The organism is Ferruginibacter paludis, from assembly GCF_030409685.1.
Lineage (GTDB): Bacteria > Bacteroidota > Bacteroidia > Chitinophagales > Chitinophagaceae > Ferruginibacter > Ferruginibacter paludis.
Map to the genome: position 1 here is coordinate 635,936 of NZ_JAUFQJ010000004.1, position 25,940 is coordinate 661,875.

At 42.1% G+C, this 25,940-nt stretch carries 20 protein-coding genes and 1 tRNA gene; 15 read left to right on the forward strand and 6 right to left on the reverse strand.

The window, feature by feature from the left end; genetic code table 11:
- Positions 1-134 precede the first annotated feature (134 nt).
- A complete protein-coding gene (locus tag QWZ08_RS08310) occupies positions 135-1,661 on the reverse strand; it encodes a DUF1501 domain-containing protein (protein WP_290336897.1) in 1,527 nt (508 codons plus the stop codon).
- 3 nt (positions 1,662-1,664) lie between these two features.
- On the reverse strand, positions 1,665-4,895 hold the full coding sequence (locus tag QWZ08_RS08315) for a DUF1553 domain-containing protein (protein ID WP_290336898.1): 3,231 nt from the start codon (positions 4,893-4,895) through the stop codon (positions 1,665-1,667).
- A gap of 346 nt (positions 4,896-5,241) precedes the next feature.
- On the opposite strand from QWZ08_RS08315, the gene QWZ08_RS08320 reads away from it, so the two are divergent.
- The 3 genes from QWZ08_RS08320 to QWZ08_RS08330 all read left to right on the forward strand — a co-directional run bounded on the left by QWZ08_RS08320 (position 5,242) and on the right by QWZ08_RS08330 (position 6,572).
- Positions 5,242-5,514, forward strand: coding sequence for a hypothetical protein (locus tag QWZ08_RS08320; RefSeq protein ID WP_290336899.1), 273 nt, complete (start codon positions 5,242-5,244; stop codon positions 5,512-5,514).
- Positions 5,515-5,526: 12 nt separating this feature from the next.
- Complete coding sequence (locus tag QWZ08_RS08325; protein WP_290336901.1) at positions 5,527-5,943, forward strand: PIN domain-containing protein; 417 nt, start codon at positions 5,527-5,529, stop codon at positions 5,941-5,943.
- Between the two features lie 101 nt (positions 5,944-6,044).
- Positions 6,045-6,572, forward strand: coding sequence for a hypothetical protein (locus tag QWZ08_RS08330; RefSeq protein ID WP_290336903.1), 528 nt, complete (start codon positions 6,045-6,047; stop codon positions 6,570-6,572).
- Between the two features lie 130 nt (positions 6,573-6,702).
- Here the strand turns inward: QWZ08_RS08330 and QWZ08_RS08335 are convergent, their stop codons facing one another.
- Entirely contained in the window at positions 6,703-6,870 is a 168-nt protein-coding gene (locus tag QWZ08_RS08335; RefSeq protein WP_290336905.1) for a hypothetical protein, read from the reverse strand.
- Between the two features lie 448 nt (positions 6,871-7,318).
- Complete coding sequence (locus QWZ08_RS08340) at positions 7,319-7,882, reverse strand: transposase (RefSeq protein WP_290336908.1); 564 nt, start codon at positions 7,880-7,882, stop codon at positions 7,319-7,321.
- Between the two features lie 156 nt (positions 7,883-8,038).
- Here QWZ08_RS08340 and QWZ08_RS08345 point away from each other — a divergent pair, with 156 nt between their 5' ends.
- The 4 genes from QWZ08_RS08345 (at position 8,039) to QWZ08_RS08360 (ending at position 15,228) form a co-directional block, all read left to right on the forward strand.
- Positions 8,039-8,521, forward strand: a complete 483-nt coding sequence (locus QWZ08_RS08345) for a hypothetical protein (protein ID WP_290336909.1) — start codon at positions 8,039-8,041, stop codon at positions 8,519-8,521.
- A gap of 600 nt (positions 8,522-9,121) precedes the next feature.
- On the forward strand, positions 9,122-12,565 hold the full coding sequence (locus QWZ08_RS08350; RefSeq protein WP_290336912.1) for a T9SS type A sorting domain-containing protein: 3,444 nt from the start codon (positions 9,122-9,124) through the stop codon (positions 12,563-12,565).
- A gap of 676 nt (positions 12,566-13,241) precedes the next feature.
- Positions 13,242-14,267, forward strand: coding sequence for an NAD(P)/FAD-dependent oxidoreductase (locus QWZ08_RS08355; RefSeq protein ID WP_290336914.1), 1,026 nt, complete (start codon positions 13,242-13,244; stop codon positions 14,265-14,267).
- Positions 14,268-14,676: 409 nt separating this feature from the next.
- Complete coding sequence (locus QWZ08_RS08360; RefSeq protein WP_290336916.1) at positions 14,677-15,228, forward strand: hypothetical protein; 552 nt, start codon at positions 14,677-14,679, stop codon at positions 15,226-15,228.
- Between the two features lie 271 nt (positions 15,229-15,499).
- Here the strand turns inward: QWZ08_RS08360 and QWZ08_RS08365 are convergent, their stop codons facing one another.
- Both QWZ08_RS08365 and QWZ08_RS08370 read right to left on the reverse strand, forming a co-directional pair.
- On the reverse strand, positions 15,500-16,108 hold the full coding sequence (locus QWZ08_RS08365; protein WP_290336917.1) for a hypothetical protein: 609 nt from the start codon (positions 16,106-16,108) through the stop codon (positions 15,500-15,502).
- Positions 16,109-16,414: 306 nt separating this feature from the next.
- Positions 16,415-16,490, reverse strand: a tRNA-Ala gene (locus tag QWZ08_RS08370).
- A 146-nt stretch (positions 16,491-16,636) separates the two neighbouring features.
- On the opposite strand from QWZ08_RS08370, the gene QWZ08_RS08375 reads away from it, so the two are divergent.
- The 8 genes from QWZ08_RS08375 (at position 16,637) to QWZ08_RS08410 (ending at position 25,940) form a co-directional block, all read left to right on the forward strand.
- Entirely contained in the window at positions 16,637-17,380 is a 744-nt protein-coding gene (locus tag QWZ08_RS08375) for an LOG family protein (RefSeq protein WP_290336918.1), read from the forward strand.
- 277 nt (positions 17,381-17,657) lie between these two features.
- Complete coding sequence (locus QWZ08_RS08380) at positions 17,658-20,048, forward strand: heavy metal translocating P-type ATPase (RefSeq protein ID WP_290337135.1); 2,391 nt, start codon at positions 17,658-17,660, stop codon at positions 20,046-20,048.
- A 209-nt stretch (positions 20,049-20,257) separates the two neighbouring features.
- On the forward strand, positions 20,258-20,437 hold the full coding sequence (gene ccoS / locus QWZ08_RS08385; protein ID WP_290336919.1) for a cbb3-type cytochrome oxidase assembly protein CcoS: 180 nt from the start codon (positions 20,258-20,260) through the stop codon (positions 20,435-20,437).
- Between the two features lie 22 nt (positions 20,438-20,459).
- Complete coding sequence (ccoN, locus tag QWZ08_RS08390) at positions 20,460-22,586, forward strand: cytochrome-c oxidase, cbb3-type subunit I (RefSeq protein ID WP_290336920.1); 2,127 nt, start codon at positions 20,460-20,462, stop codon at positions 22,584-22,586.
- A 3-nt stretch (positions 22,587-22,589) separates the two neighbouring features.
- Positions 22,590-22,784, forward strand: a complete 195-nt coding sequence (locus QWZ08_RS08395) for a CcoQ/FixQ family Cbb3-type cytochrome c oxidase assembly chaperone (RefSeq protein WP_290336921.1) — start codon at positions 22,590-22,592, stop codon at positions 22,782-22,784.
- A 10-nt stretch (positions 22,785-22,794) separates the two neighbouring features.
- Positions 22,795-23,961: a cbb3-type cytochrome c oxidase N-terminal domain-containing protein gene (locus tag QWZ08_RS08400; RefSeq protein ID WP_290336923.1), complete on the forward strand. Its 1,167-nt coding sequence runs from the start codon at positions 22,795-22,797 to the stop codon at positions 23,959-23,961.
- A gap of 2 nt (positions 23,962-23,963) precedes the next feature.
- A complete protein-coding gene (gene ccoG, locus QWZ08_RS08405; RefSeq protein ID WP_290336924.1) occupies positions 23,964-25,460 on the forward strand; it encodes a cytochrome c oxidase accessory protein CcoG in 1,497 nt (498 codons plus the stop codon).
- Positions 25,461-25,508: 48 nt separating this feature from the next.
- A complete protein-coding gene (locus QWZ08_RS08410; RefSeq protein WP_290336925.1) occupies positions 25,509-25,940 on the forward strand; it encodes a FixH family protein in 432 nt (143 codons plus the stop codon).

Sequence of the window (25,940 nt, forward strand, 5' to 3'; positions counted from 1 at the left end):
ACATAAATACAAAGATCTTTTCTATTCGAATAGTCGCATCCTAATCAGGCGAGGCCGCATAATTGCATCGCATCAGCTTTTGCCTTTCAGTTTTGCCTTTTTACTTTCTAATTTTTACTTTTTAATTTTATTCCTCAAGCCAAAACATCCCTAACCACCTTCCCCTGCACATCAGTAAGCCTGAACCGCCTTCCCTGGAACTTGTAGGTGAATCGTTCATGATCAATACCCATGATGTTCAGCAATGTGGCCTGGAAATCGTGCACATGCACCGGATCTTTAATGATGTTATAACTGAAGTCATCCGTTTCGCCGTAACTGATACCGTGCTTTACACCTGCACCCGCCATCCACATGGTAAAGCAACGGGGATGATGATCGCGACCATAATTATCCGGTTGTAATTTGCCCTGCGAATACACCGTGCGGCCAAACTCACCGCCCCAAACCACCAGTGTATCTTCCAGCAAGCCCCGCCTTTTTAAATCTTTAATAAGCGCTGCTGTAGCCTGGTCGGTGTCTTTGCATTGTTTGGCCATGCCTGCAGGCAAGCCGCCATGGTGATCCCAGCCCTGGTGATACAGCTGTACAAACTTCACGTCCTTCTCCAACAGTTTACGGGCAAGGATGCAGTTAGCCGCATAAGTGCCGGGGTCCTTACTATCCGGACCATAGAGGTCAAATATTTCCTGTGGCTCATCAGAAATGTCCATTACTTCCGGTACCGATGTTTGCATGCGGTACGCCATTTCATATTGCTTGATTCGGGCCTCCACTTCAGGATCGGCGTTGACTTCGTTTTGATATTTATTGAGTGTTGTAAGATAGTCCAGCATCTCCTTACGGTCGGCACCGTCATAACCTTCCGGGTTGTCGAGAAACAGTACGGGATCTTTTCCGGCCCTGAACTGCACGCCCTGGTACTCCGACGCTAAAAAACCATTGCCCCACAATCTTGCATACAGCGGCTGATCTTTCACCGCGTTTTTAGACACGAGTACAATAAAGGAAGGCAGGTTTTCATTATCCGATCCCAGCCCGTAACTGATCCACGAACCGATAGAAGGCCGCCCCGGCAACTGGTTGCCCGTTTGAAAAAAGGTAATGGCAGGATCATGATTGATGGCTTCTGAATTCACTGTTTTAATGATGCACAAATCATCTACCACTTCAGCCGTATGCGGCAGTAATTCGCTCACCCAGGTTTGCGAAGCGCCGTGCTGGTTGAATTTATAAATAGAAGGCACCAGCGGCAGAATACTCTGGTTGGCGCTCATGCTCGTTAAGCGCTGGCCCTGACGCACAGAATCCGGCAAAGGCTGACCAAACATATTTACCAGTTTCGGTTTATAGTCAAAAGTCTCCAGTTGCGAAGGACCACCCGCCATAAACAAATACACAATTCGTTTGGCCCTTGGCGCAAAATGCGGAATGGCTTTTAAAATTTCTGCCTGCAGGTCATCTTCAGCAATACCTGTCGTTGGCTTGGCATTACTCGCTGATTTTCCAAACAAGCCATTGCCCAGCAAAGATCCCAGTGCCACCGCACCAATCCCCATAGAGGTTTTGGTAAGAAAATTACGCCGGTCCCAGTTGCGTTTCAATTGCTCCAGTTCGGGCAAATGCGGTTTAAATTCGTCGTGATGATGATGTTCACTCATAGCTTATCTTTTTGTAATCGCGGCATCTGAATTTAAAATAACACTGGCCACCACAGCATTCGCTGCCACCGTGGCCGCATCCATATTTTTATTTACCACGTACTGCCCGGCTGCCAGCCAGCCCTTTGCTTTACGGGGGTCTTTTTTAAATTTATCCAGCTGGTCAGCTTGCAACTTTTGCAACAGCGCCAGTTCTTTTTCATCCGGTACCACACCAGTTAATTTCCGGTAGATTTTTTTTATGCCGTCCGCAACGTTCGCATCCTTGCTGAGCTGTTCCCCCAGCACTTTGGAAGCTTCCACAAAAGTGGGATCGTTCAGCGTAACCAATGCCTGCAAGGGCGTGTTCGTTGGCTGGCGCCGCACCACGCAATAACTGCGGGAGCTGCCATCAAAGGTAGACAGCGTTGGGTTGGGCACTGAACGTTTTACAATCACATACAAACTGCGCCGGTACACCGCAGCACCGGAGTCAGCCTGGTAACTGGTATTGTTGATCTCCCACAAACCCGGCGGCTGGTAAGGCTTTACACTCTTGCCACCAATGGCGGCATTCAGCAATCCGCTTGCCAGCAAGGCATTGTCCCGCATCATTTCCGCACTCAGCCTTACAGCCGGGCCATGCGATAGCAAACGGTTGGCAGGGTCTTTTGCTTTCGCCTCCGCACTGGCAACAGACGATTGCCGGTAAGTAGCACTCATCACAATCAGCTTGTTTAATTTTTTTACATCCCAGCCCGATTCTATAAAATTAACCGCCAGCCAATCCAGCAGTTCGGGGTGACTTGGTAGCTCGCCCTGGTTGCCAAAATCTTCCGTTGTTTTTACCAGCCCTGTGCCAAAAAAGTTTTGCCAGTAACGGTTAACGGCTACCCTTGCCGTAAGTGGATGTTTCGGGTCCGTCATCCATAGCGCCAGGCCGTAGCGGTTGCGGGGCAGGTTGGGTGCAAAAGGTAAAATTGAAGCCGGTGTATTAGCAGTCACTTCATCTCCAGGTGCATCATAATTACCTCTTAATAAAATATGCGTTTTACGCGGCTGCGGCATTTCCTGCATCACCATCAGCTCCGGAATATTTTCGGTGGAGTCTGCCAGCCGGTTGCGCAACTGCTGCAATTTTTTTTGTTCTGCCTGCAGACCGGGATGTACAGCAGTTAAATAATAAGCCTTTAAAACAGCCGTTTCATCCGGCAACAATTGCTGCGGCAATTTACCTGCAACCGAAGCCCAGCTGGACTGCCCGGTCAACACCTTTACTTCAAAACCTGTGAGTGCCCGGTTATAGACCGTTACATCATCTACCTTGCCGCCTTTAAAACCAAGGCCTCTGTCCCACGCTCCTACCTGTAGCCCCGGCTGGTCGTTGCCATTGATTAAAATATCTTTTGCCAGTTGGTCCATGGTGGTTTCCATCGGCGCTTCGTTGCCATCGAGGTATAATTTTACGCCATCCGCTTTGCTGCTGCCATCATAGGTTACCGTCACCGCAATCCATTTTTCTCTTGGCAAAGCCGCTTTGGTAACTTTTGTAATGGCGTTGCTTGGGGCTGCATGCGATAGATTCATTTCCAGCCGGTCGTTTTTAAAATACAAATGATAGCCGCGGTAATTGTACAAACGCTCGGCAACACATTTATGAAAAATCACGCCCTCCTTAAAATTTGGCGGAATAAAAATATCCAGGTGAATCGTAAACGGGTCCGCCTTGCGGAACACGCCCACCGGTTTTACATCCAGCCACTCATCACCGCCCAACGCCAGCGCCTTGCCGTTATCGCGACGTTCAAATACCGGCGGCTCGCCCTTCTCATAACCGAGGCCCCGCTTCATGTTACCGGCAACTTTGCCCGGCACCATATTTTTTAAAGAACCATCATCAAACACATAACGGGCCTGTAAACCTGCCTGTGGAATTTTTTGTTGCTGCAAAGTCGCATAGCTTTTTGCCTGCAGCCACTTGTCAAAATCAGCGCCGGCATCGCCGGTGGTGGCTGCAATGGTTTGTTGTTCCGCCGCAATGGTATCGTTGATAAAACGCAGCAGGTTTTCTTTTTCTTTATTCGGTAATAAGATAGTCGGCGAAGGCATGGTGCCATCAAAAGAAATCTGCCCGGCTTCTTTTACGTTGTTAAAAAAGCTGAAGAGTTCGTAATAATTTTTTTGAGAGATGGGGTCAAACTTATGATCGTGACAGCGGGCGCAGCCTACCGTAAGCCCCATCATGCCTACGCCCGTGGTGTTCACCCGGTCCACCACGTACTCCGCTTTAAACTCGTCTTCAATAATCCCGCCTTCCAGGTTTTGCTGGTGCATGCGGTTAAAGGCAGTGGCAATCAGCATCTCTTTTGTCGGGTGCGGCATCAGGTCGCCGGCCAGTTGCCATTGTAGAAATTTGTTGTACGGAAAATTGGTATTGAACGCATCAATCACCCAATCGCGGTAAGGCGATACATCCCTCACCGCATCCACGGTATAGCCATGCGAATCCGCAAAGCGGGCAAGGTCCAGCCAGTCCACTGCCATTTTTTCGCCATAGTGCGGCGACTGCAATAAGCGGTCCACCTGCTTTTCGTAAGCATTGGCCGAAGCATCGTTTATAAAAGCATCCAGCTCTTCCGTCGTCGGTGGCAGGCCCGTTAAATCCAGCGAAAGTCTTCTTAACAACAGCGCCTTATCCGCTTCGGCCGAAGGCTTCATTTTTTCCTGCTCCAGTTTTTGTGCAATGAAATGATCGATGGGGTTAATGGCCCAACGATCGCCTCCTGCCGAAGGTACTGCTGGTTTTTCCGGCGCCACAAAAGCCCAGTGCGGTTTGTATTGGGCGCCCTGTTCAATCCATTTTACCAGGATGGCTTTTTCGGTAGCCGATAAACTCAGGTGAGATTTCTGCGAAGGCATTTTGTATTCCGGGTCGCCTGACACAATGCGGTGAAACAGCTCACTGCCCTGCAGGCTGCCGGGCTCAATGGCCACCTTACCCGGACTTTCGGGCAATGCGGCGTAAGCGAAGGAAGCAATATCCAGCCGAAGGCCGGCTTTTTGTTTGGCCTTATCCGGCCCGTGACAGCTAAAGCATTTATCCGACAGCACCGGTTTTACGTGCAGGTTATAATCAATCTTGTCGGGCAGTTCCTTGTAGGCCGCCGCCACGTCTTTCGGCAAACCCGGCGAGCAAGACCATAACTGACCAACCGCCAGCAACAACAATAATACATACACAGTACAGCAACGCATTCGCACAAAATTTAAGCGGAAAAATTTAGCTTGTCTAAGTTAAGCAGTTAAATTTAAATACGCACAATGGGTGGAAGGTGGGCATAAAGAAAGCAAAAATATTGGTCCGGGCTGAGAAGCTATGTGGAACATCGTTGCGTCGCCCTCTTGTGCTTTTGTGGCTTTTGGGAGCGGGTGGACGTTTATTTCGGTAATATTTAGGTTGCTCAAAAAAACAATCCAAAATGTATAATAGTAATAGACAGATTTTCTCCATTGCCGTTTTTAAGCAATGCCATTTCTATTATATATTTACAAAACTGGGTATAAGCAATAATCAGCGCATTCACAAACAAAGACATTAATCATGGAATCCTTCGAAATTGTACCAATAAGAATTAACTCTCTTAAAAAGTTAAGAGACTTTATTATTGACAATGACTTAGGTGAAGATGACACAATTATATTAAATCAGGACAATTTTGACAGTATAGTTATTGACCATCGAACTACCTATGGGGAAAGTATTAACATGCCATTTATTTTTCTTGGAATTTTAGTTAAAGAAGATCGAATATATGACGTACAAAGGCGGCAAGTCGGGATTATAAAAAATACAAACTTAGAAGATGATGATTGATTAATTTGCATTATGACTCAAAATATTTTTTTGGATTCAAATATTTTATATTCAAATCCATTCTTTACTGAAACATTTGGAAGGCTGCTCCTTAACTTAAGTGAACATAAGAAAATCAAATTATTTATCTCAACGGTTTCATTAGAAGAAACTAAAAATAATTATATAAAAGTAATTTCTGAAAAAACAGATCTGATTCAGAAAGAGTGGCTTAAAATTAGCAAGGTTAGTAATTCAAAAAGTACACTTGATCTACCCAAATTAGAAGTTTACAAGCAGAAATTTGATAACTTTTATAATGAGCAAATTGAAAAGGGCTCTTTAACTGTCATCGCTTATAAAAATAATATTCTACCCGAACTAGTACACAGATCGATTAACAGAATTAAGCCCTTTACCGAAAAAAACAAGAGTTTAGAGATGCAATAATTTGGCTTTCCTATATAAATCACATAGCGGAAAATGACTTAACTAACAATGTTTTAATTACAAATAATAAGCTGGACTTTTGGGACATAGAAAAGAAAAATTTGCACCCCCATTTATTAAAAGATGCTTCTGAAATGCTGGTTTATTCTGGCTTTGAAGATTTTTTCACAAATGATTCTACAATCCATAAAATTACTCAAGAGGCAGAGTTTAAAAAGTGGCTGGATAATACTGATTTAGACGCTGCTGCCCTAACCCATATGCTAAAAACCGAACTATGGCAACAAATTAAACTGAGTATTTCCGAAAAAACTGATAAACTTAATCCCAATAAATATTTTAAAAATATTGATGGAGTCTATTTTGAATATTATTATCAAAGAGATGAACTAAAATTGATAAGCTTCAATATTCAACCTGTTTCAAGTTTTGCTTTAATTTCATGCATTGTTGAAATGGAAGCTATTGCCGTAATTTATCCGAGAGAATATTATTGGCAAAAAGAAAAATTGAATTTTTCTTTCATTATAAAAATTTCATTTAATTTAGATATGCACAAAAAGATTTCGCTAAACCAAATAGAAAATGTTACTATAATGCCAAGGCAAGTTTCTGAAAGCAAATCGTAAATGCCTGCCTTCTTCTGTCCCGGCGGGGTTTTCACAGCAAGCACTAACGTTAATAACGCAGCTCCCGTGAAACCCCGACGTTGAATACACGACATCAATACAAGCGGCCACTCTCCCATTAGTAGTAGCGCTACAAATCCAGGTAATGCAAAGGCCGGTGATGTCTTACCAATTGTATTTCATAAAATGAAGCGCTGCTGTGCTCATACTCAACGAAATCCTTTGCCAGCATCCATTTTCCGCTAACAGGATTGTTGTGGATATAGTTAATTTTCTTCTGTCCCGGCGGGGTTTTCACAGCAAGCACTAACGTTAGTAACACAGCTTCCGTGAAACCCCGACGCTGAATACACGACATCAATACAAGCGGCCACTCAGCCAATAGCAGAAGCTCTACAAATCCAAATAATGCAAAGGCCGGCGATGTCTTACCAATTGTATTTCATAAAACGAAGCGCTGCTATGTTCATGCTCAACAAAATCCTTTGCCAGTATCAACTTCCCGCTGAAAAGGTATCGCTATGTTTTAATTTTATTGCCACAAGATAAAGCTAACAAAAACGAAGAGCGGGTGCAAGCGAATTGTATATTTGCTCAGCGTCGGGGGGGCACGGTAAGCGCTTTATAATCCTGTCCCGGCGGGGTTTTCACAGCAAGCACCAACGTCAATAACACAGCCTCCGTGAAACCCCGACGTTGAATACACTGCGTCTATAAAAGAGGCCACTTCCTAAACAAATACCTCCCTACAAATCCAGATAATGCAAAGGCCGGTGATGCCTGACAAATTGTATTTCATAAAACGAAGCGCTGCTATGTTCATATTCAACGAAATCCTTTGCCAGCATCCACTTTCCGCTCACCGGATTGTTGTGGATGTAGTTAATTTTCTGTATCAGAAAAGCGTGTGTAATAATTGCTTTGCCATCAAAAGAATCTTTAAAAACTTTGTGTAACTGACCCTTTCTTCTTTCCCTTTCTGTCACCAGTTTTTCTAACCTCGCAAGCAGACTGGTATTTCCTGCCTGCTCCAGCCGGTTAATTATTTCGTATGCAATAAATCTTTTACCATTTGCAACAATGGTATTCAAATTAAAATGTTCGTCATGAAAATGCAGGATAACATGCAGGTGATTGGGCATGATCACATAAGCAACCACATCCCCATTGTGTTCCTTTTTTAAAATATCAAACCATTTATAGACCATGTCATACCCATTCACTATTTCAAATAAAGAAATCCATTCCACACAGGTGAACGTAACAAAATAAGTAGAAAAAGTATCGCTGTGTTTTAATTTTATTGCCATAAGATAAAGCTAACAAAAAGGAAGAGCGGGTGCAAGCGAATTCTATATTTGCTTAGCGTCGGGGTTTCACGGTAAGTACTTTATAATTGTTGATAAACGCTGTGAAAACCCCGCCGGTACAGAATAAATATATATTTAAAGTGTTAGCGAAATTTTATGGGCAGACAAATTCAAATATGTAGTACCGACAATGACAATCTTGTATTTGAACATTTCCTAAAACATAATTTCAATTGCGTCTTTTTTCAATCTTCCGCTCCAACCATCGAAGAATTAATAATTGAATCTTTTAAAGCAACAAGTTATCCATTCAGTTCGCAAATCTTCATCTGGAATAGAGCATTTCCTTGGACACCAGAATACGGGCAGGCAAAAACACAAAAAGAGAGCTATTACCTTGCAAATACTGCGAACGCTCCGTTAATTGAATTTTCTAAGACTATTCCTAACCATAATGAAAAGGGTCGTATTTATTGGACAAAGTTTTTTACAGCAGGACCTATCCTTTACAACATTACAGAATTTGAAAAATTTTATACAACCGTAACTCAATGGGTAATAAAAAATGCCAGGGGGAAAGTAAAATACGCCGGCATCAACACATATTATTTTGAAGATGCCTGGAAAAGTAAAAAATAAAATCGTCTACCCCTGCGGGCATTCACAGCAAGCACTAACGTTAATAACGCAGCTTCCGTGAAACCCCGATGTTGAATACAATGCATCAACGCAGGCGGCCAATTAATAAACCGCGGAGATTACAAATCCAAATAATGAAGTGGCCGGTAATGCCTTGCTAATTGTATTTTATAAAATGAAGCGCTGCCATCAATTAAGCTAACAAAAATGGAGACCGGGTGAAATCTAAAGGAAAATTAAGCGGCGTCGGGGTTTCACGCAAAATACATTATAATTGTTGATGAAGGCGGTGAAAACCTCGCCTAATAGCAAGACAGCTTTTCCCGAACATTCAGCACCATGGCTTTTGAACACAGCGCCTTCAGGTGGTTTATACCCGGTCTGTACAGCGTATGTCACAGATCTAATACCATCTTTTATACAACATTAAAAAAAACTGACCATCCTTTTCATTCATGCTCCAACGGACCTTGGTGGGGGCGCCAAAAAATTGCTTTGAATTACAAATATTCGTATTTTTAATAATCCACTTATCTGACTGCAATAAATTCCTTCTTAAATCCATAGCCGTTAAAATATCTTTCACCACAAAAGTCTACAATGAAACGGCTATTTGTCACCATTGCATGCCTGTCAATCTTTGCAAGCCTTCATGCGCAGGGAATTACATTATTGTACAAAAATAACAGGGGCTGGAACGATTCGCTTAGCTGGATACAAATTAACCCACCCGCCGGCCAAATGCCTATTCAAAGAGTACCAACCGAAAACGATGATGTCGTTTTCAGTTTTTCTATGTCCGGCATTTCTTCAGTTGGTTTTGAAACTGATGCTGCCAACCCCGGTTTCAATGTTGGCGGAAGCAGCCCAAATGGACCCAGCCGCTGCCGAAGTATGCATGTTAGCAATACCAATATATCTTTTTACCCCGTTAATTTTATCGACTACGGTGCAATTGTAAATGTTTATACCTCCAATGGAGGTTTTGTAATACTTGATTCCAACACTAATCTTGATAAGGGAATTTTTGAGTTACACGGAGGCAATCCTGCAATAGCAGACCTGCAAATTATAAACAGCAATTTTGGTATTTTAACTGATTTCACAGACTTTGCGGATATATATATGGACGCTAATAGCAAAGCCAGACTGGTGGGCAGTACTTATGGTGGGATGAGCTTTGGCGGCGGATCGTTATATGCGGAAAACAGCACCATTAATACTGATGAATTTAGGTTGGGCGATAATTCTACCGATACCATTTTAAACAGCACAATTGAGGATGTCGGCCTTTGCGGATGTTTAACTTTTCTGATTGGCAAAAATGCAAATTTTGTTTCCAGTAATGTAACCGTAAAATCTAATTCCAACCTTTCATTTGGCACTTCAGGTTCTATCCTCAATGGCAACGTTAGTTCGCTTTCTTACGGTGGTGGCTACTTTAGTTTTTTGCAGGAAGATCCTGCTAATCCCCTGCCAAATATTATCAATGGCAACCTTACCGTTTCAGAAAATGAAGCCCTGGGGTTTAATGGCGACGTAAAAATTTCCGGAGATATTATTTTCCATGTCATTGACCAATTCTACGACGGACCGTCTTTTGTAGCACCTGTAGTCATTAATGGTCAGCATGCTTTTGATGTTGGTGGGGTTATTAATTACGGGGGAAATAATCTCACTATTACCGGTTGTGCAAATAACTATTGCCATTATAAATTGGAATTTTTTGGAAATACCAACAGCAATATTTCATGGCCGGGAGGTTTCCCGGTTGACACACTTATTATAAATAAAACGGGGTGCGCTAAAGTAACCATTGACAGTTCGTTATACGTTTCAGGAGCTACGAGAATTGAGCGTGGCCAGCTGGTACTTAATCCCAATGATAGCATACCCTACAAATTTGTCTGTGCAGGCAATCTGGATATAGCTCAGGGCGGAGGTTTGTTTTTGCGAAAGGATGCCAATGGTGTAGTAGCCAACATGGCCTTCGGAGGAACTCTGGTTGATCACAATTCTGTAAAAGATTCTACCTGTGCGGGCCTCAGCAATCCTTACAATGGAATCATTACAACGCCTCTGAACCAGCAAATAACCTTATTGTATCATAAGGATAAGGGCTGGAACGATTCACTTAGCTGGATACAAATTAACCCGCCCGCCGGCCAGGCGCCCATTCAAAGGGTACCAACTGAAAACGACGATGTGGTTATCAGTTATGCTATGTCCGGCATTGCTGCTGTTAATTTTGAAACTAATAATATCAACCCCGATTTTAATGTTGGTGGAAGTAGCCCTAACGGCCCAAGCCGCTGCCGAAGCATGCATATAAGCAATACGACGATATCCATTGACAATCCTGCTATTGTTGATGGAGCGCCTACTGTAAATATATATACCTCCAATGGCGGCTTTGTGAAAATTGATTCCGGCTCTAACATGCTGCATGGCCATTTTCAACTGCATGGGGGTAACAAGGCAATTACCGATCTGGAAATTTTGAACAGCACTTACGGCGTTTTATTTTCACATGCTGACTGGACCGGTATTAAATGGGATGCTGACGCAAGGATAAAATTGGTGGGCAGTAACCTTGGCGGTTTTGCTTTCTTTGGTGACTCAAGTGGAAATATATTTATTGATGGCTGTACCATTGAAACTACTAATTTTCATTTAGGTGATCATTCTACGGCTACACTTTTAAACAGCACAGTTACCAATAACGGGAATAATGTTTCTATGGTTTTTTTTATTGGAAAAAACTCAACTTTTGTTTCCGCTAAAGACACTGTTCGTTCATACGGGCCACTGGCCTTTACCACATCAGGCTCGCAACTAAATGGAAATGTTAGCGCATGCTCGATTCCCGCTGTGTTAGATTTTTTGCAGGAAGACCCTGCCAATCCGCTCCCCAATATTATCAATGGCAATCTTTCTGCCGCTGAACTTAATACAACAATGGGAATAAGTGGTGACCTGAAAATTTCCGGCAACATATCGGGTTTTTCAGATTATGCTGTTGGTTCATCCACCCCCGTATTGGTCAATGGCCAGGAAGTATTTGATATGGGTGGTGTTACTAATTATGGAGGTACAACGGCAATCAGTAATTGTGCGAATAATTTTTGCCACTTTAAATTGGAACTCTTCGGAAATACAAACAGTAGAATCACATGGAATACGGGTTTTCCTGTTGACACACTTATTATAAACAAAACGGGTTGCGCAAAAGTAACCATTGACAGTTCTTTATACGTTTCAGGTGCCACAAGAATTGAGAGCGGACAACTGGTACTTAATCCCAATGATAACCATCCCTACAAATTTGTTTGTGCAGGCAATGTAGATATAGCGCAGGGCGGAGGTTTGTTCCTGCGAAAGGATGCCAATGGTGTAGTAGCCAATATGGCTGTAAAAGGCACTTTGGTGGATCATAATGCATCTGCAGACTCTACTTGTGCGGGCCTCAGCAATCCATACAACGGAATCATTTCTGCAGGCACATCTGCTTTGCCCGATTCCCTGTTTAATTTTATTGGCAGTTACCAGAATAAAACGGTCATCCTTAGCTGGAGCACAATAGGAGAAATCAATACGAAATATTTTACCATTGAGAAAAGTTTTGACCAGGCAACATTTCTTCCAGTTGGAAATATTACTGCATCTGGAAATCCAGGTGAAAGTGATTACCAGTTTACAGACCATTTATCATTAAAAGCGATGAACTATTACCGGTTAAAAATTGTAAACGCTGACAGCCTTTTTACATACAGTAAAATAATAGCAGTTGCAGCGCCGGTAAGCGATAAAATTATTATTTTCCCCAACCCTGCAAAAGATAAAATAACCATCAGGCTGGTTAATGTATCCGCGACAACAGATATCGTTATTGCTGACGAAAGAGGAATGATTGTAAAGAAATTGCAATTAGCAGCTGGAATCCTGGAGACTTCTGTCAACATTGCTGATTTGCAACCGGGAGTATATTCTATTTCCTTTCAATCGGGCCAGACAAAAAGTATACAGCAATTTGTAAAGTTATAAAACAGTATTCTCAGGATTTGAGTAATATCCGGATGCATTATTTTTCATTCCATCCCGGCGGGCAATGTCATTAAGTGAAGGTTTTTAAAAAGCTGGTTTAAAGCTAGTATTATGTTTTGAACTTACTCTTTGAAGGCCCATTTTTTCGTAGTCGTTCAAAGGTGCTTTTCTTTCCGGTAAAATATTTTGAGTAAAATAATCATGTAATTCCCGCAGAACATTTGCTGCATGTACAGTTTCTGTCACATTCTTTAATTAAAGACCTTATTGGCAGCAAATTCTTTTTGCCGAGATGAGGTACAACGGCAAGCCCGAACGTTGCTACAACTTCTTTATATTTTAACAGTACTTTCATAGAATCAGACAGACGTAAAACGCTATCGAATGCAATTGGTTGTACGACCTCAAAATAAAAAATGGAATTTCCGACGAAAGGATAGGACTGCTGATCATTAAAAATGAAAACATTATTGAAATGCCCGACGTTATCGTTAGAGAACAAGGAAAGCAAAAAGTGGGAGTTCTGTCACGGCGCGGCTTTCACACTAAATTCCAAAAAGTAAATCTGTAATAAAAGATTCAGAAAATCCCAACTCAAATATTCAGAACCGTAAACCCAGGATTTATTTAAAGGCTTTAAAGTATTGAAGACCGTTTATTTCACCACCTTTGCCCCATGCAGCAGTTTGATACTTTAATAGTGGGCCAGGGCATTGCCGGTTCGCTGGTGGCATACCAACTGCACAAACAACACCGGACATTCAGGGTGTTGGATCAAGGCCATGGCAGCAGTGCCAGCAGGGTTGCGGCTGGTATGTTCACGCCTGTTTCCGGCAAAAGAAAAACCATTCACAAGGCGTTTTTTGACCGGCTCAAAATGGCCGTTGAAACGTACAGGGAAATAGAATTGCTGCTGGGAAAACGCATCCTGCATATAGAAAATGTATACCAGTTGTTTGAAGACGAAGCAGAAAAAAAATTGCTTGCCGGTAAAATGCTGTTACCGGAATACAAGGATGTTTTTGTGAAGGAAGTACCAGCACCAGATGGCATCAACAAAGGGCTGGGTGGAATTATCATCAAATATTCCGGCTGGGTTGACTGCCCGTTATTCATAGCAAGCTTCCGGCAATGGCTGCACAATAGTGAACTGTTAATTGCTGAACTCCTTGATTATTCATCCCTGCAAACAAACAGTGCCTTCTTTCAATACAATGGCCTGCAATTCCAAAACATAGTTTTTTGTGAAGGCTTTCGTGCTGTTGGTAATCCTTTTTTTAATGAACCCATGATTCCCTGCAAAGGCGATATTATCAGCATTGCTGCAGGCGGCAACAACACAAGCGGCATCATCAAAAAAAATGCATTTTATATGTTGCCTGCGATGGATGGTATGAGCAAGGTGGGTGCCACCTTTAAATGGCACAACAGTGATGAGGCTTTGTATGAAACGGACCGGGATCAACTGGAACAGGCAGCAACTGCCATGCTGGATGGCGCCGGTTGTAAAACCATACACCATCAATCAGCCATCAGGGCCACCACACCGGGCCAGCAGGTAATTGCCAAACAGCATCCTACCATAAAAAACATGTTTATGCTGAACGGGCTGGGTACAAAAGGAATCCTGGTCGGGCCTTGCTATGCGGCACAACTGGTACAGACCATACCGGAGGCTAATCCGTCCGGCAACCCATTTTAATTTTGTTTCAACTGATTTTTTATAGCTACGCTAAAAACAATAATACACCTTCCGCTATGTCCTGGCATTAATAATTTGAGCAAGGCACCCCAGAATAAATTCCACATCAACCCGGGTTAAAAATCAATAAACACAGATCCACCTGGTGTTTCACAAAACTTATATTAAAAACAACACAACGCAGGTGATTCAGAATGAGTAACAATCTTATTTTTGCCCGGACATTATAAAGTATTTTTGGATGGTAGCACACAACCTTAACGCAGCACTATTTTTATTAAAGATGTCATAAATAAAAAACTGATCTGTGAAACCTATTTATAAAATATCACTGACTCTATTTTCGATCGCCCTATTTATAAACGCCTGTAAAAAACAAGCGCCCGTTTGCACAGGTAATTGTGAGACAATGAATGCAAACGGAAGTGTGATCAATAAACTGACCAACACCGTTGCGGCCGGTGTTCCGGTTTCACTAAGCTGGGTAAAATTTGTTGGCGTCTTTTCTCAAAGCGAAATAATTGCTACCGTAAATTCCAAAGCCGATGGTTCATTTAACTTTACCTCAAACATTGACACGACCTACTTTTCCAAAGGCTATTTTCTTTCAGTAAGTGTTGGCAAAAGCAACGACTATATAATACTGGGATATTCAGGCAACATTGAAACAAGGACCTATTCTTTTGACCAAAACGCTTTTCAGCATAAACAATTTGAAGTTTACAAAAAAGCAACGCTTAAAATAAGATTACACAGAACATTCAATGATACTTTTAAGAGTTATGCAATAACACACGCTAATGTAACGGAAGATTATTTATATGATTATAATGTGCAATCGCCACAAGAAGTAATTGACAGAAACACCAGCGAAATCAATGTTGAGACAGTTGCTGATGTTTATACAAAAAATCAATACGATAAAAACGTTTGCAAATGGTACATCCACTGTAACACTTGATTCTGTTAAATGCACCACCAGTGCGCCGGGCATTTATGAGGTTACTTTCTGAAGCGCAACCTGCGACAAAAGGGCTTTGGGCAATTGGGGTTAGCTGGAAAAAATAATTAAATGCAGTACATATCCACGCGCTATATCGGCAGTGAGCACTTTGGCCCGACCCTTTCTCGAAGTATTCAATAATAACGCAACATCCAAAAAATCTACCTGTTAAATTCCCTGCATCTATAGAATGGTACTCCCCTTTTACCAGCTACCTAAAAAGTCCAGCTCATTCACCTGCTTTAACAATCCTATCTGGCTCTTTACTTATGGCAGCTTTATGCAGTACAATTTTTTCACCTGCTATATCTACACTTAATTCTACCCAGCCATTATAGCATTTACCATTTTCGTTAACCTGGTAAGGAAGATAATTATGCAGTGCATTTTTCCAGTGCCCTTCCCAAACATCGGGTGCGGTAAAAGAAATGATCTTCTGCACAAGCAAAATGGATGACAATTCAAACCAATGATATCCATTAAAATCTTCCGGTACAATTGATTGCCCATTTTTCATAACAGGCACTTCTTCATTATCATTGACAGGCAGGTTTATTTTTATATTACTTGTTATTAAAAACTGCAGTTTATCCACCTGGTAAACCGGATCACCAACCAGTAAGGTTGTGAAAGCAAGGTCCGGACGGCTATCATGATTTACGTCCATAAAAAAGCCGGGTGTATTCGCTTTAATTTCCCTGTTATTAAGATTAAAATACTCCATTTCCGGGCGGGGTACAGCCGGTGTATCTTTCGTTTCCTTTTTGCACGACACCAGGGTTAACATAACCACAATACAGCACAAAGTTGGCAGGCCGGAAGAAAATTTGCTTTGCATCAATAAATTTTACCCAAAAGTATTTTTCAAATTACAAAGATCATTGGGTCAAATGCATTAATTGATGAATTACGAAGATCAATTGTTAAAATCAGCTACCAGTTCTGCGGGCATTCACAGCACACACAAATAGACAACGGGGAAACTGAACCAAGGGGAGATTCTTTAAAAAGAAGGCGCCCTTTGGGTTAAAGCAAAAGGTATAATTCGAAGTGCTCAATTAACCGTGATTGCTTCCAGCATGCACAATTCATCGCACTCAGAAAAATAAAAAAGGTGACTATACAATAGCCACCCACATGTTTCTGGTGGAGAATACCGGATTCGAACCGGTGACCTCTTGCATGCCATGCAAGCGCTCTACCAACTGAGCTAATTCCCCAAACGGATTGCAAATATATATGCATTGTCAGTTGCTTCAAAATCATTTTTTTATGGATAGATGAATTGAGCCAGCTAGCAGACGTATCTGGTCACTTTTTTGCCGCCACAAAAAAAACCAGTAGGTTTGACCCCCAATTGAAAAAGATGATGGAAGAAGAAAAGAAGGCAGCTGTAAAAGCGGAGATTAAGTTTTTGGCAGGACCCCAAAACCGGTGGAAAGAGCTGCAGTTTGCAATAAAAGTACTGTTTGAATTTATAAAGGGTTTCAGGGCACTCCATTTTGTGGGGCCTTGCGTTACCGTATTTGGTTCAGCCCGTTTTAAGGATGGGCACCCCTATTTTGAAAAAACAGAAGAACTGGCGGCCCGTATTGCGCAGCTGGGGTTTACGATAATGACCGGTGGAGGTCCGGGTATTATGGAAGCGGCCAACAAAGGGGCGAAAGAGGCCGGCGGCCGCAGTGTTGGCTGCAACATTGTACTGCCGCACGAACAACAGCACAATGCTTACCTGGATAAATGGGTGAACATAAAATACTTTTTTGTACGTAAAACACTGCTGCTAAAATACTCCTACGCATTTGTAGTAATGCCAGGTGGCTTTGGAACTATGGATGAATATTTTGAAGCCCTGACGCTGATACAAACCAGGATGATCAGTGAATTTCCGATCGTTATTTTTGATACCAAGTTTCATGCTGACCTGATTGAGCACATAAATTTAATGAAAAGAGAACTGACCATTTCGCCCGAAGACACCAGCCTGTTTCTGGTGACGGACTCTGTTGATGAGGCGGTAGCCTACATTCAAAAAAACAGCATTGCCAAATTCAACCTTCAGCCGGAAAAGCCCAAACGTCCATTCAGGTGGCTCGGCGAAAAGGCCTGAAGGAGGGGATGGTGAGCGGCGGATCGTAATTGTGAATAATAAGTTAGCACAACACTTCATAAATCAGATCATTCGCTACCATTGCCTATTGACGATCGATTATTGACAATCGACCGGTTGACTACTGCCCATTCACCACTCCACTCACTATCATGACAACGATCATCTCATTGCTGACGTATGTCACCTTCTTAAAAAAAAACTTACCTCAATTTTGTAGCGTTCTTTTTTTAACAAGCTGAATATAAAAAGTATAAAACCGAAAACCGACATAGTAATAAGCTGCTTCCATTGCGGGGAACAATGTGAAGAAATTATAGAAGCAGATCACAAATCATTTTGCTGCGAGGGATGCAAACAAGTATACCTGCTGCTAAATGAAAATAATCTCTGCACGTACTATAATTTCGACAAAAACCCCGGCATAAAAGCCAAAGGCAAATTTGTGAGTGAACGTTTTGCTTACCTTGATGATATCCCAACGGTAAACAAGCTGGTACAGTTCAGCAGTGGCACGCAAACCAATGTAACTTTCAGCCTGCCGCAAATGCATTGTTCCAGCTGTGTTTTTTTACTGGAAAACCTGCACCGCATTGAGCCGGGCGTTACTAAGTCGCAGGTTAACTTTCAACGTAAGGAAGTGTTTATCATTTTCAACCCTTTAACAATTTCATTGCGCAAAGTGGTTGAACTGCTGGCTTTTATTGGCTATGAACCGGATATCAGTTTAAAAGACAGCACACAAAAAAAAGCGGTGACTTATAATAAAAAACAAATTTATCACATCGGCATTGCCGGCTTTTGTTTTGCCAATATTATGATGCTTAGTTTCCCGGAATACTTTTCTTCGGGCAATATTGAGCAGGCAGGCTTAAAAGCCACTTTTACCTGGCTTAATTTATTTTTATCCCTACCGGTATTGCTGTTCAGTGCTTCCTCTATTTTTATTTCAGCCTGGAAAGGGCTGCGGCAAAAATTTTTAAACATTGATGCTCCCATCGCATTGGCCATCATCGTTACTTTCAGCAGAAGCTATTATGAAATCATTACCGGCCATGGTGCAGGCTACCTGGATTCGGGCACCGGCATTGTATTTTTTATGCTGGTGGGCAGATGGTTTCAGAATAAAACCTACGACTCATTTGCTTTCGACAGGGATTATAAATCTTATTTTCCGCTGGGCGTTACTGTGATACAAAATAATACCGAAAAAAATATCCCAGTTACACAGTTAAAAAAAGATGACCGTATCATTATCCGCAACGGAGAAATGATACCGGCTGACGCTATGCTGCTAACAGGAAACGCCAGCGTGGATTACAGTTTTGTAAGTGGAGAAAGTAGTCCCATACAAAAATATATGGGCGAACTGATTTATGCCGGAGGCAAGCAATGCGGCGCAGCTATTGAATTACAAATCATCAACGAAGTATCGCAGAGCTATATCACGCAGTTATGGAACAACGATGTTTTTAAGCATAAAAAAAATAAGGAGCAATCTTTTATTCATCCCTGGAGCCGGTATTTTACCCTCGCCCTGTTTTCGGTAGCCATTATTACAGCCATTTACTGGTCCATTGCAGATACGTCGAAACTTTTGCCTGCTGTAACGGCAGTACTTATTGTTGCCTGCCCTTGTTCCCTTTTACTGTCCGCTACGTTTACCTACGGCAATATGCTGCGCATTTTTGGCAAGCATAAGCTATTTCTAAAAAATGCTGCTGTTATAGAAAGCATGGCAAAGGCAGATACACTTATTTTTGACAAGACAGGCACCCTTACACAAAACCACGCCTCTGCACTGCAATATAACGGCACACCACTCAGCAAAAAAGAGTTGGCTACGGTGCAGGCGCTCACCCGGCAGTCAGCACATCCCTTAAGTAAAATTATTACAGACAACCTGGGTAATGTAAATGATGGGCAATTACTGACTGTAAACGGATTTAAGGAATTTGCAGGTAAGGGCATTGAAGCCGTGGTGAATGACATGCCGGTAAAAATTGGGTCCGCTGCCTTTGTAGATGAATTATACAATACGGATAACTACGGGAGTGGATCGCAAATTCACGTGCAGTTTAATAAGGTACACATGGGAGCCTTTACCATCAGCAACCAGTATCGTCCACGTATTAAGCAAGCTGTTACTGAATTACAGCAAAAAGGCTATGAGCTGCACCTGCTTTCCGGCGACAATGACACCGAGAAAAATACCCTTACCAAACTGTTTGGAAAAGATGCCGATATCCGTTTTAATCAATCGCCCCAAAATAAATTGGATACGGTACAGCAATTACAATCGCTGCATAAAAATGTATTAATGTTTGGCGATGGCTTAAACGATGCCGGCGCCCTGATGCAAAGTGATACAGGCATTGCCGTTAGCGACAGTACCACGCAATTTTCACCAGCCTGCGATGCCATTATTGATGGCAGTAAAGTAGGGCTGGCACCCCGGTTCCTGGCTTATGCCAGGGCAGGCAAAAAGATTGTGGCGGCCAGTTTTATACTTTCTATCATCTACAATTTTGTTGGTTTATCATTTGCTGTACAAGGCACGCTGGCCCCAATTGTAGCGGCCATCCTGATGCCTGCCAGCAGTATCAGCATTGTGTTGCTGGTTACCCTGCTTTCATCACTGGTTGCAAAAAAAATCGGGTTGAAATAATTACAGCCTTTACCAGCCCGGAGGCCGGGTAAAATCATCCATTTTTTATAGGCGGCTATAGCAAAAACGCAGGTCTTTTTCAAACTCATTCAATGGGTACTGTTTTGTGTTATACTGCCTTATGACGAATATCACCCTCCCCTTGTGGCTGCATCATATATTTTGGTACACCGCCATAATAAATTTGCTCCAAATAAATTATAACACCATTGAGTGCATTATTTGTATTAATCGGAATCAGCATTGTTGTAGCAGGAAGCTTTTTAGCTGCCTTTTTGTGGAGCGTTAACAAGGGCCAGTTTGAAGATGATTACACGCCATCTGTAAGAATGCTTTTTGATGATGAGCTGAAAGAAGCAGCTGCAACAGAAACTCCAATAAAAAAATAAATCAAAACAATAAAACAATCATATGCAGGTAGAAAAATTTTATTATGACAACAGGACTGTAAAAAACTTTGCATACGCTACCATTTTATGGGGAGTAGTAGGGATGCTTGCAGGTTTGTATGTAGCACTTCAACTGGTGTTTCCGGCACTTAATTTTACCCAGTACGGATCATTCGGCAGGCTGCGTCCGTTGCATACCAATGCTGTAATTTTTGCCTTTGTCGGCAACGGTATGTTTATGGGTATTTACTATTCTTTACAGCGCTTGTGTAAAGCACGTATGTTTAGTGACACCCTAAGCAAAATACATTTCTGGGGATGGCAACTGATTATTGTTGCAGCCGCTATTACCCTGCCAATGGGCATTACAGCCAGCAAAGAATATGCTGAACTGGAGTGGCCGATTGATATTGCCATCACCTTAATATGGGTGGTATTTGGCATCAACATGTTTGGTACCATTATTAAAAGAAGGGAAAAACATTTGTATGTCGCCATCTGGTTTTACATCGCCACATTTGTTACCGTAGCGGTACTGCACATTGTAAATTCAATGGAGCTGCCTATCAGTTTAACAAAGAGCTATTCGTTATATGCAGGCGTGCAGGACGCCCTGGTACAATGGTGGTACGGTCATAACGCAGTAGCTTTCTTTTTAACAACACCTTACCTGGGTTTGATGTATTATTTTATGCCGAAGGCCGCTAACCGGCCGGTGTATTCTTACAAACTATCTATTATACATTTCTGGGCTTTGATATTTTTATACATCTGGGCTGGTCCGCATCATTTGTTATATACTGCTTTACCTAACTGGGCGCAGTCGCTGGGTGTTGTATTCAGCGCCATGCTTATCTTTCCAAGCTGGGGAGGTATGATCAATGGTTTACTGACACTGCGTGGTGCATGGGATAAAGTGCGGGACGATGTTATTTTAAAATTCATGGTGGTAGCTGTTACAGCATATGGTATGGCCACTTTTGAAGGCCCGATGCTATCGCTTAAAAGTATCAGCGCTATCAGTCACTATACAGACTGGATTGTTGCCCACGTACACGTAGGCGCCCTGGGCTGGAATGGTATGTTAACCTTTGGTATTTTATACTGGTTAATTCCCCGGCTGTTTAATACACCATTGTACTCTAAAAAAATAGCCAACCGTCATTTCTGGCTTGGTACATTGGGTATTGTATTTTACGCTGTACCCATGTACTGGGCTGGTTTTACACAAAGCAGTATGTGGAAACAATTTACAGACGCAGGACAGTTGAAATACACTTTTCTTGAAACTGTAACTTATATGAAACCATTTTACGCCATGCGTTCTTTGGGCGGCACATTGTATTTAATTGGAGCCTTATTTATGGTGTATAATCTTTACAAAACAGTTAGGGCAGGTAAGCTGGTTGCTGATGAAGCTGCAGAAGCCGCACCGCTGGAAAAAGAATATGTAAAACATGCAGGCGAACACTGGCACAGGGCTTTTGAAAGAAAACCTGTACAGTTTATGATTATTAGTTTGGTAGTAATACTGATTGGTGGCGCAGTAGAAATGATTCCAACATTCATGATCAAATCAAATGTACCAACCATCGCGTCTGTTAAACCTTATACCCCGCTTGAGTTACAGGGACGTGATATCTATGTAAGAGAAGGCTGTTACCTGTGCCACTCACAAATGATAAGGCCGTTCCGCAGCGAAACAGAACGCTATGGTGAATATTCAAAAGCCGGCGAATTTATTTATGATCATCCATTTCAATGGGGCAGTAAAAGAACAGGCCCCGATTTAGCAAGAGAAGGCACTGGTAATCTTAAGAAAACAAATGGCTGGCACTTCCGTCACTTCAGGGAGCCCTCTTCAATGAGTGAAGGATCTATTATGCCGCCTTACGCATTTATGCTAGAACAAAACCTTGATACATCTACTACCAGAGCGAAAATAAATGCCATGATAACACTGGGTGTGCCGTACGAAAAAGGATTTGCTGATGTGGCCAATGCCAACCTGATGGAACAGGCAAAGGGCATTGCTGATAACCTGAGAACAGACAGCATCCGGGTTTCGCCCAATAAAGAAGTGATCGCCCTTATCTCCTACATACAGCGTTTAGGAAAGGATATTAGTAACGAACCAAAAAATAAATAAGCCATGTTTAAATTCATAAAACAGTATGCCGAAAAAATAGATCACGCATCCATTTACCCAATGATTTCATTGCTTATTTTTTCCCTATTCTTTGTGGTATTGCTGGTATTGGTTAAAAAAATGGATAAAGAAAGAATCAACATATTATCGAACATACCATTAGACGAAGAAGCAGCAACAACAACATCAACCATTTAAACAACACCGTATGTTTTTACAAAATTTTAAATATAAAAAACTGGGCGCTACAGCAATATTTATTACTGCCAGCCTTACTATGCTGGCGCAGGATGCTGCAGCGGCCAAAACAGTTCCTTCAGAAAATAATTTGCTGGCGATTTTACTATCGGCTACAGCCATTGTATTGGCTTTCGTTATCTGGGGTATGGGCCAGGCGCTGGTAGCCCTCTCCCGTCAGCTGATGGAAAAAAATAAAAATAATAAGGCTACGGCTGCTGCTTCCATGCTGGTGGTATTGTCTTTGCTGTCGCAGACTGTGCTGGCACAAACAGATGCGGCTGCTGAAAATGTAAAAGTTGTTACCAACTATGGCGGTATATCTGCCCATACCTTTTATCTGTTTGTTGGTGTAATAGCAACAGAGATCGCGGCCATCCTGTTTCTCGTATTTTCTATCAGAAGAATTTATAGTGAACTGATACCGGAAAAAGCTGCAGCAGCTGTAAAGGAATCCAAACTGGCTGCTATATGGGCTAATCTTGACAAAAAATTATTTACCAAAGCAATACCTGTTGAACAGGAAGCGGATCATTTACTGGATCATAACTATGATGGGATCCAGGAACTGGACAACGCATTGCCACCATGGTGGAAATATGGCTTCATCATCACTATAGGTTTTGCATTTGTTTACTTGTTGAATTTTCATGTATTTGGGAATGGTAAAAATCCTACCGAAGAATACCAGGCTGAAATGGAAAACGCCCAAATTGCCAAAGAAGCATACGAAGCAAAAAACAAAGACAGGATTGACGAAGCCCATGTACCGATGGCCAACGCCGCAGGTATACAAAATGGTAAAACCAATTTTTTAGCCAACTGTGTGGCTTGCCACGGAGCCAATGGTGAAGGTGGCGTAGGACCCAACCTTACCGATGACTACTGGCTGCACAAAGGATCTTTGAATGATGTATACAACACCATCAAAAAAGGATATCCTGATAAAGGAATGCAATCGTGGGCAACAAAATTTAACCCCAAGGAAATGAGTGAGCTGGCAAGTTTTGTAAAAACATTACATGGCACAAAACCTGCTAACGGCAAAGCCCCGCAGGGAGATTTGTTTTCTGAAACAGCCGCAGGCAGCGACTCTGTAAAAACAACTTTGCCAGATAGTACTATTATTAAAAAATAACAATGTCTCCTGTACAAAATACGTTGCCAATGTCCGATGAATCCTTCAGGGATTCTGTAGCTACAATTACCAAAGATGGAAAACGAAATTATATCCATCCCAAAAAACCAAAAGGCAAACTTTATAATCTACGTACCTGGTTCAGCATATTTTACCTGGCAGTATTTTTTAGCCTGCCGTTTATTAAGGTAAATGGAGCGCCATTTTTAATGATCAACATTCTTGAACGCAAATTCATTTTATTCGGTCTTATTTTTTGGCCGCAGGACTTTTTTATTTTCGGTATCGGCATGGTGACGTTCATTGTTTTTGTGATTTTATTTACGGTAGTGTTCGGAAGAATTTTTTGCGGCTGGGCTTGCCCGCAAACAATTTTTATGGAGATGGTGTTCAGGAAGATTGAATACTGGATTGACGGTGATGCTACGCAGCAAAAGCAACTGGCAGCAAGCGCCTGGAACGGAAAAAAAATCAGGAAAAGGGTTTTTAAATTCATTGTATTCTTCCTGATATCTTTTCTGATTGCCAATTTTTTCCTGGCTTACCTCATCAGCATGGATGAGCTGATCGCCAATATTACCAACCCGGCTGCGCATGTGGCTACGCTGATTTCGTTGCTGACATTTACTACCGTTTTCTTTTTTGTATACTGGTGGTTTAGGGAACAGGCTTGTATTGTGGTTTGCCCCTATGGCCGTTTACAGGGCGTGTTGCTTGACAGAAATTCAATCGTTGTTGCCTACGATCATTTGAGAGGAGAGCCCCGTGGCAAGCTTTCAAAACACAAAGCGGAGCATGAAGCAGCACACGAAACCTGTAACAGCTGCAAAAGTGGTGGTTCCTGCAGCAGCACTCCTGAAGTAATTGTACCGGCAGTAACAGCAGATTGTATAGATTGCTTTGCATGCGTACGGGTTTGCCCCACAGGTATAGATATACGCAACGGCACACAACTGGAATGCATTAATTGCACGGCATGTATAGACGCCTGTGACGCTATCATGACCAGTATCAACCGGCCCACAGGTTTGGTTAGGTATGCTTCTGAAAACAGTATCACGGAAGGCGTGCAGCTTAAGTTCAGCAGCAGGATAAAAGCGTACACTGCAGTACTGGCCCTGCTGATATCCTTACTGGTATTTTTACTGGCGAGCCGAACAGACCTGGATGCAAGACTGATGCGCACTTCCGGTATGACCTATACCTCTTTACCTGATGGGCGTATTGAAAACCTGTACAGTTTAAAGCTTGCCAATAAAACGCACAAGGATATTGCCATTAGTTTAAAACTGGAGAATTTGCTTGGAGACATTACCATGGTAGGCAGCAGCAACCTGGTAGTAAAACATGAAGATTACAGCAACGTACAATTTTTTGTAAGGCTTACCAGGGGCCAGGTAAAAAACTGGAAAACGCCTGTACAGATTGGATTATATGAAGGCGACAAAAAAATAAAAACAATTACTGCCAAATTTATCGGACCTGAAGTGTACGAATAAACCGCAGATCAAATTATCATAAGTAACATTCCTTTAAAATAATAACACATGAACTGGGGACATAAAATAATAATAGTGTATGCTGTATTTGTTGCCGGAATGTTATTTCTTGCTTTCAAATCATCCAGGCAAAATACGGACCTTGTAACAGAAGATTACTATGCAAAAGAATTAGTGTACCAGCAAAAGATTGATGAAGTAAAACGCACTGCCTTATTATCCGCACCTGTAACGGTATCGGTTACCAAACATGAAATTGTCATCACTTTTCCAAAAGATTTTGATACCAAAAAAATTACGGGACAAGCTGAATTGTACTGTCCTTCTGATGAAAAGAAAGATAAGACACAGGGCTTTTCAGTAACGGACAGCACTGTAAAAATGGCGTTACCTGGTAGCTATCATGGCCTGCACTATGTTAAAATAGATTGGGCTGTTGACGGGGTAAATTATTATTACGAAGAGAAAATATTTATTTAA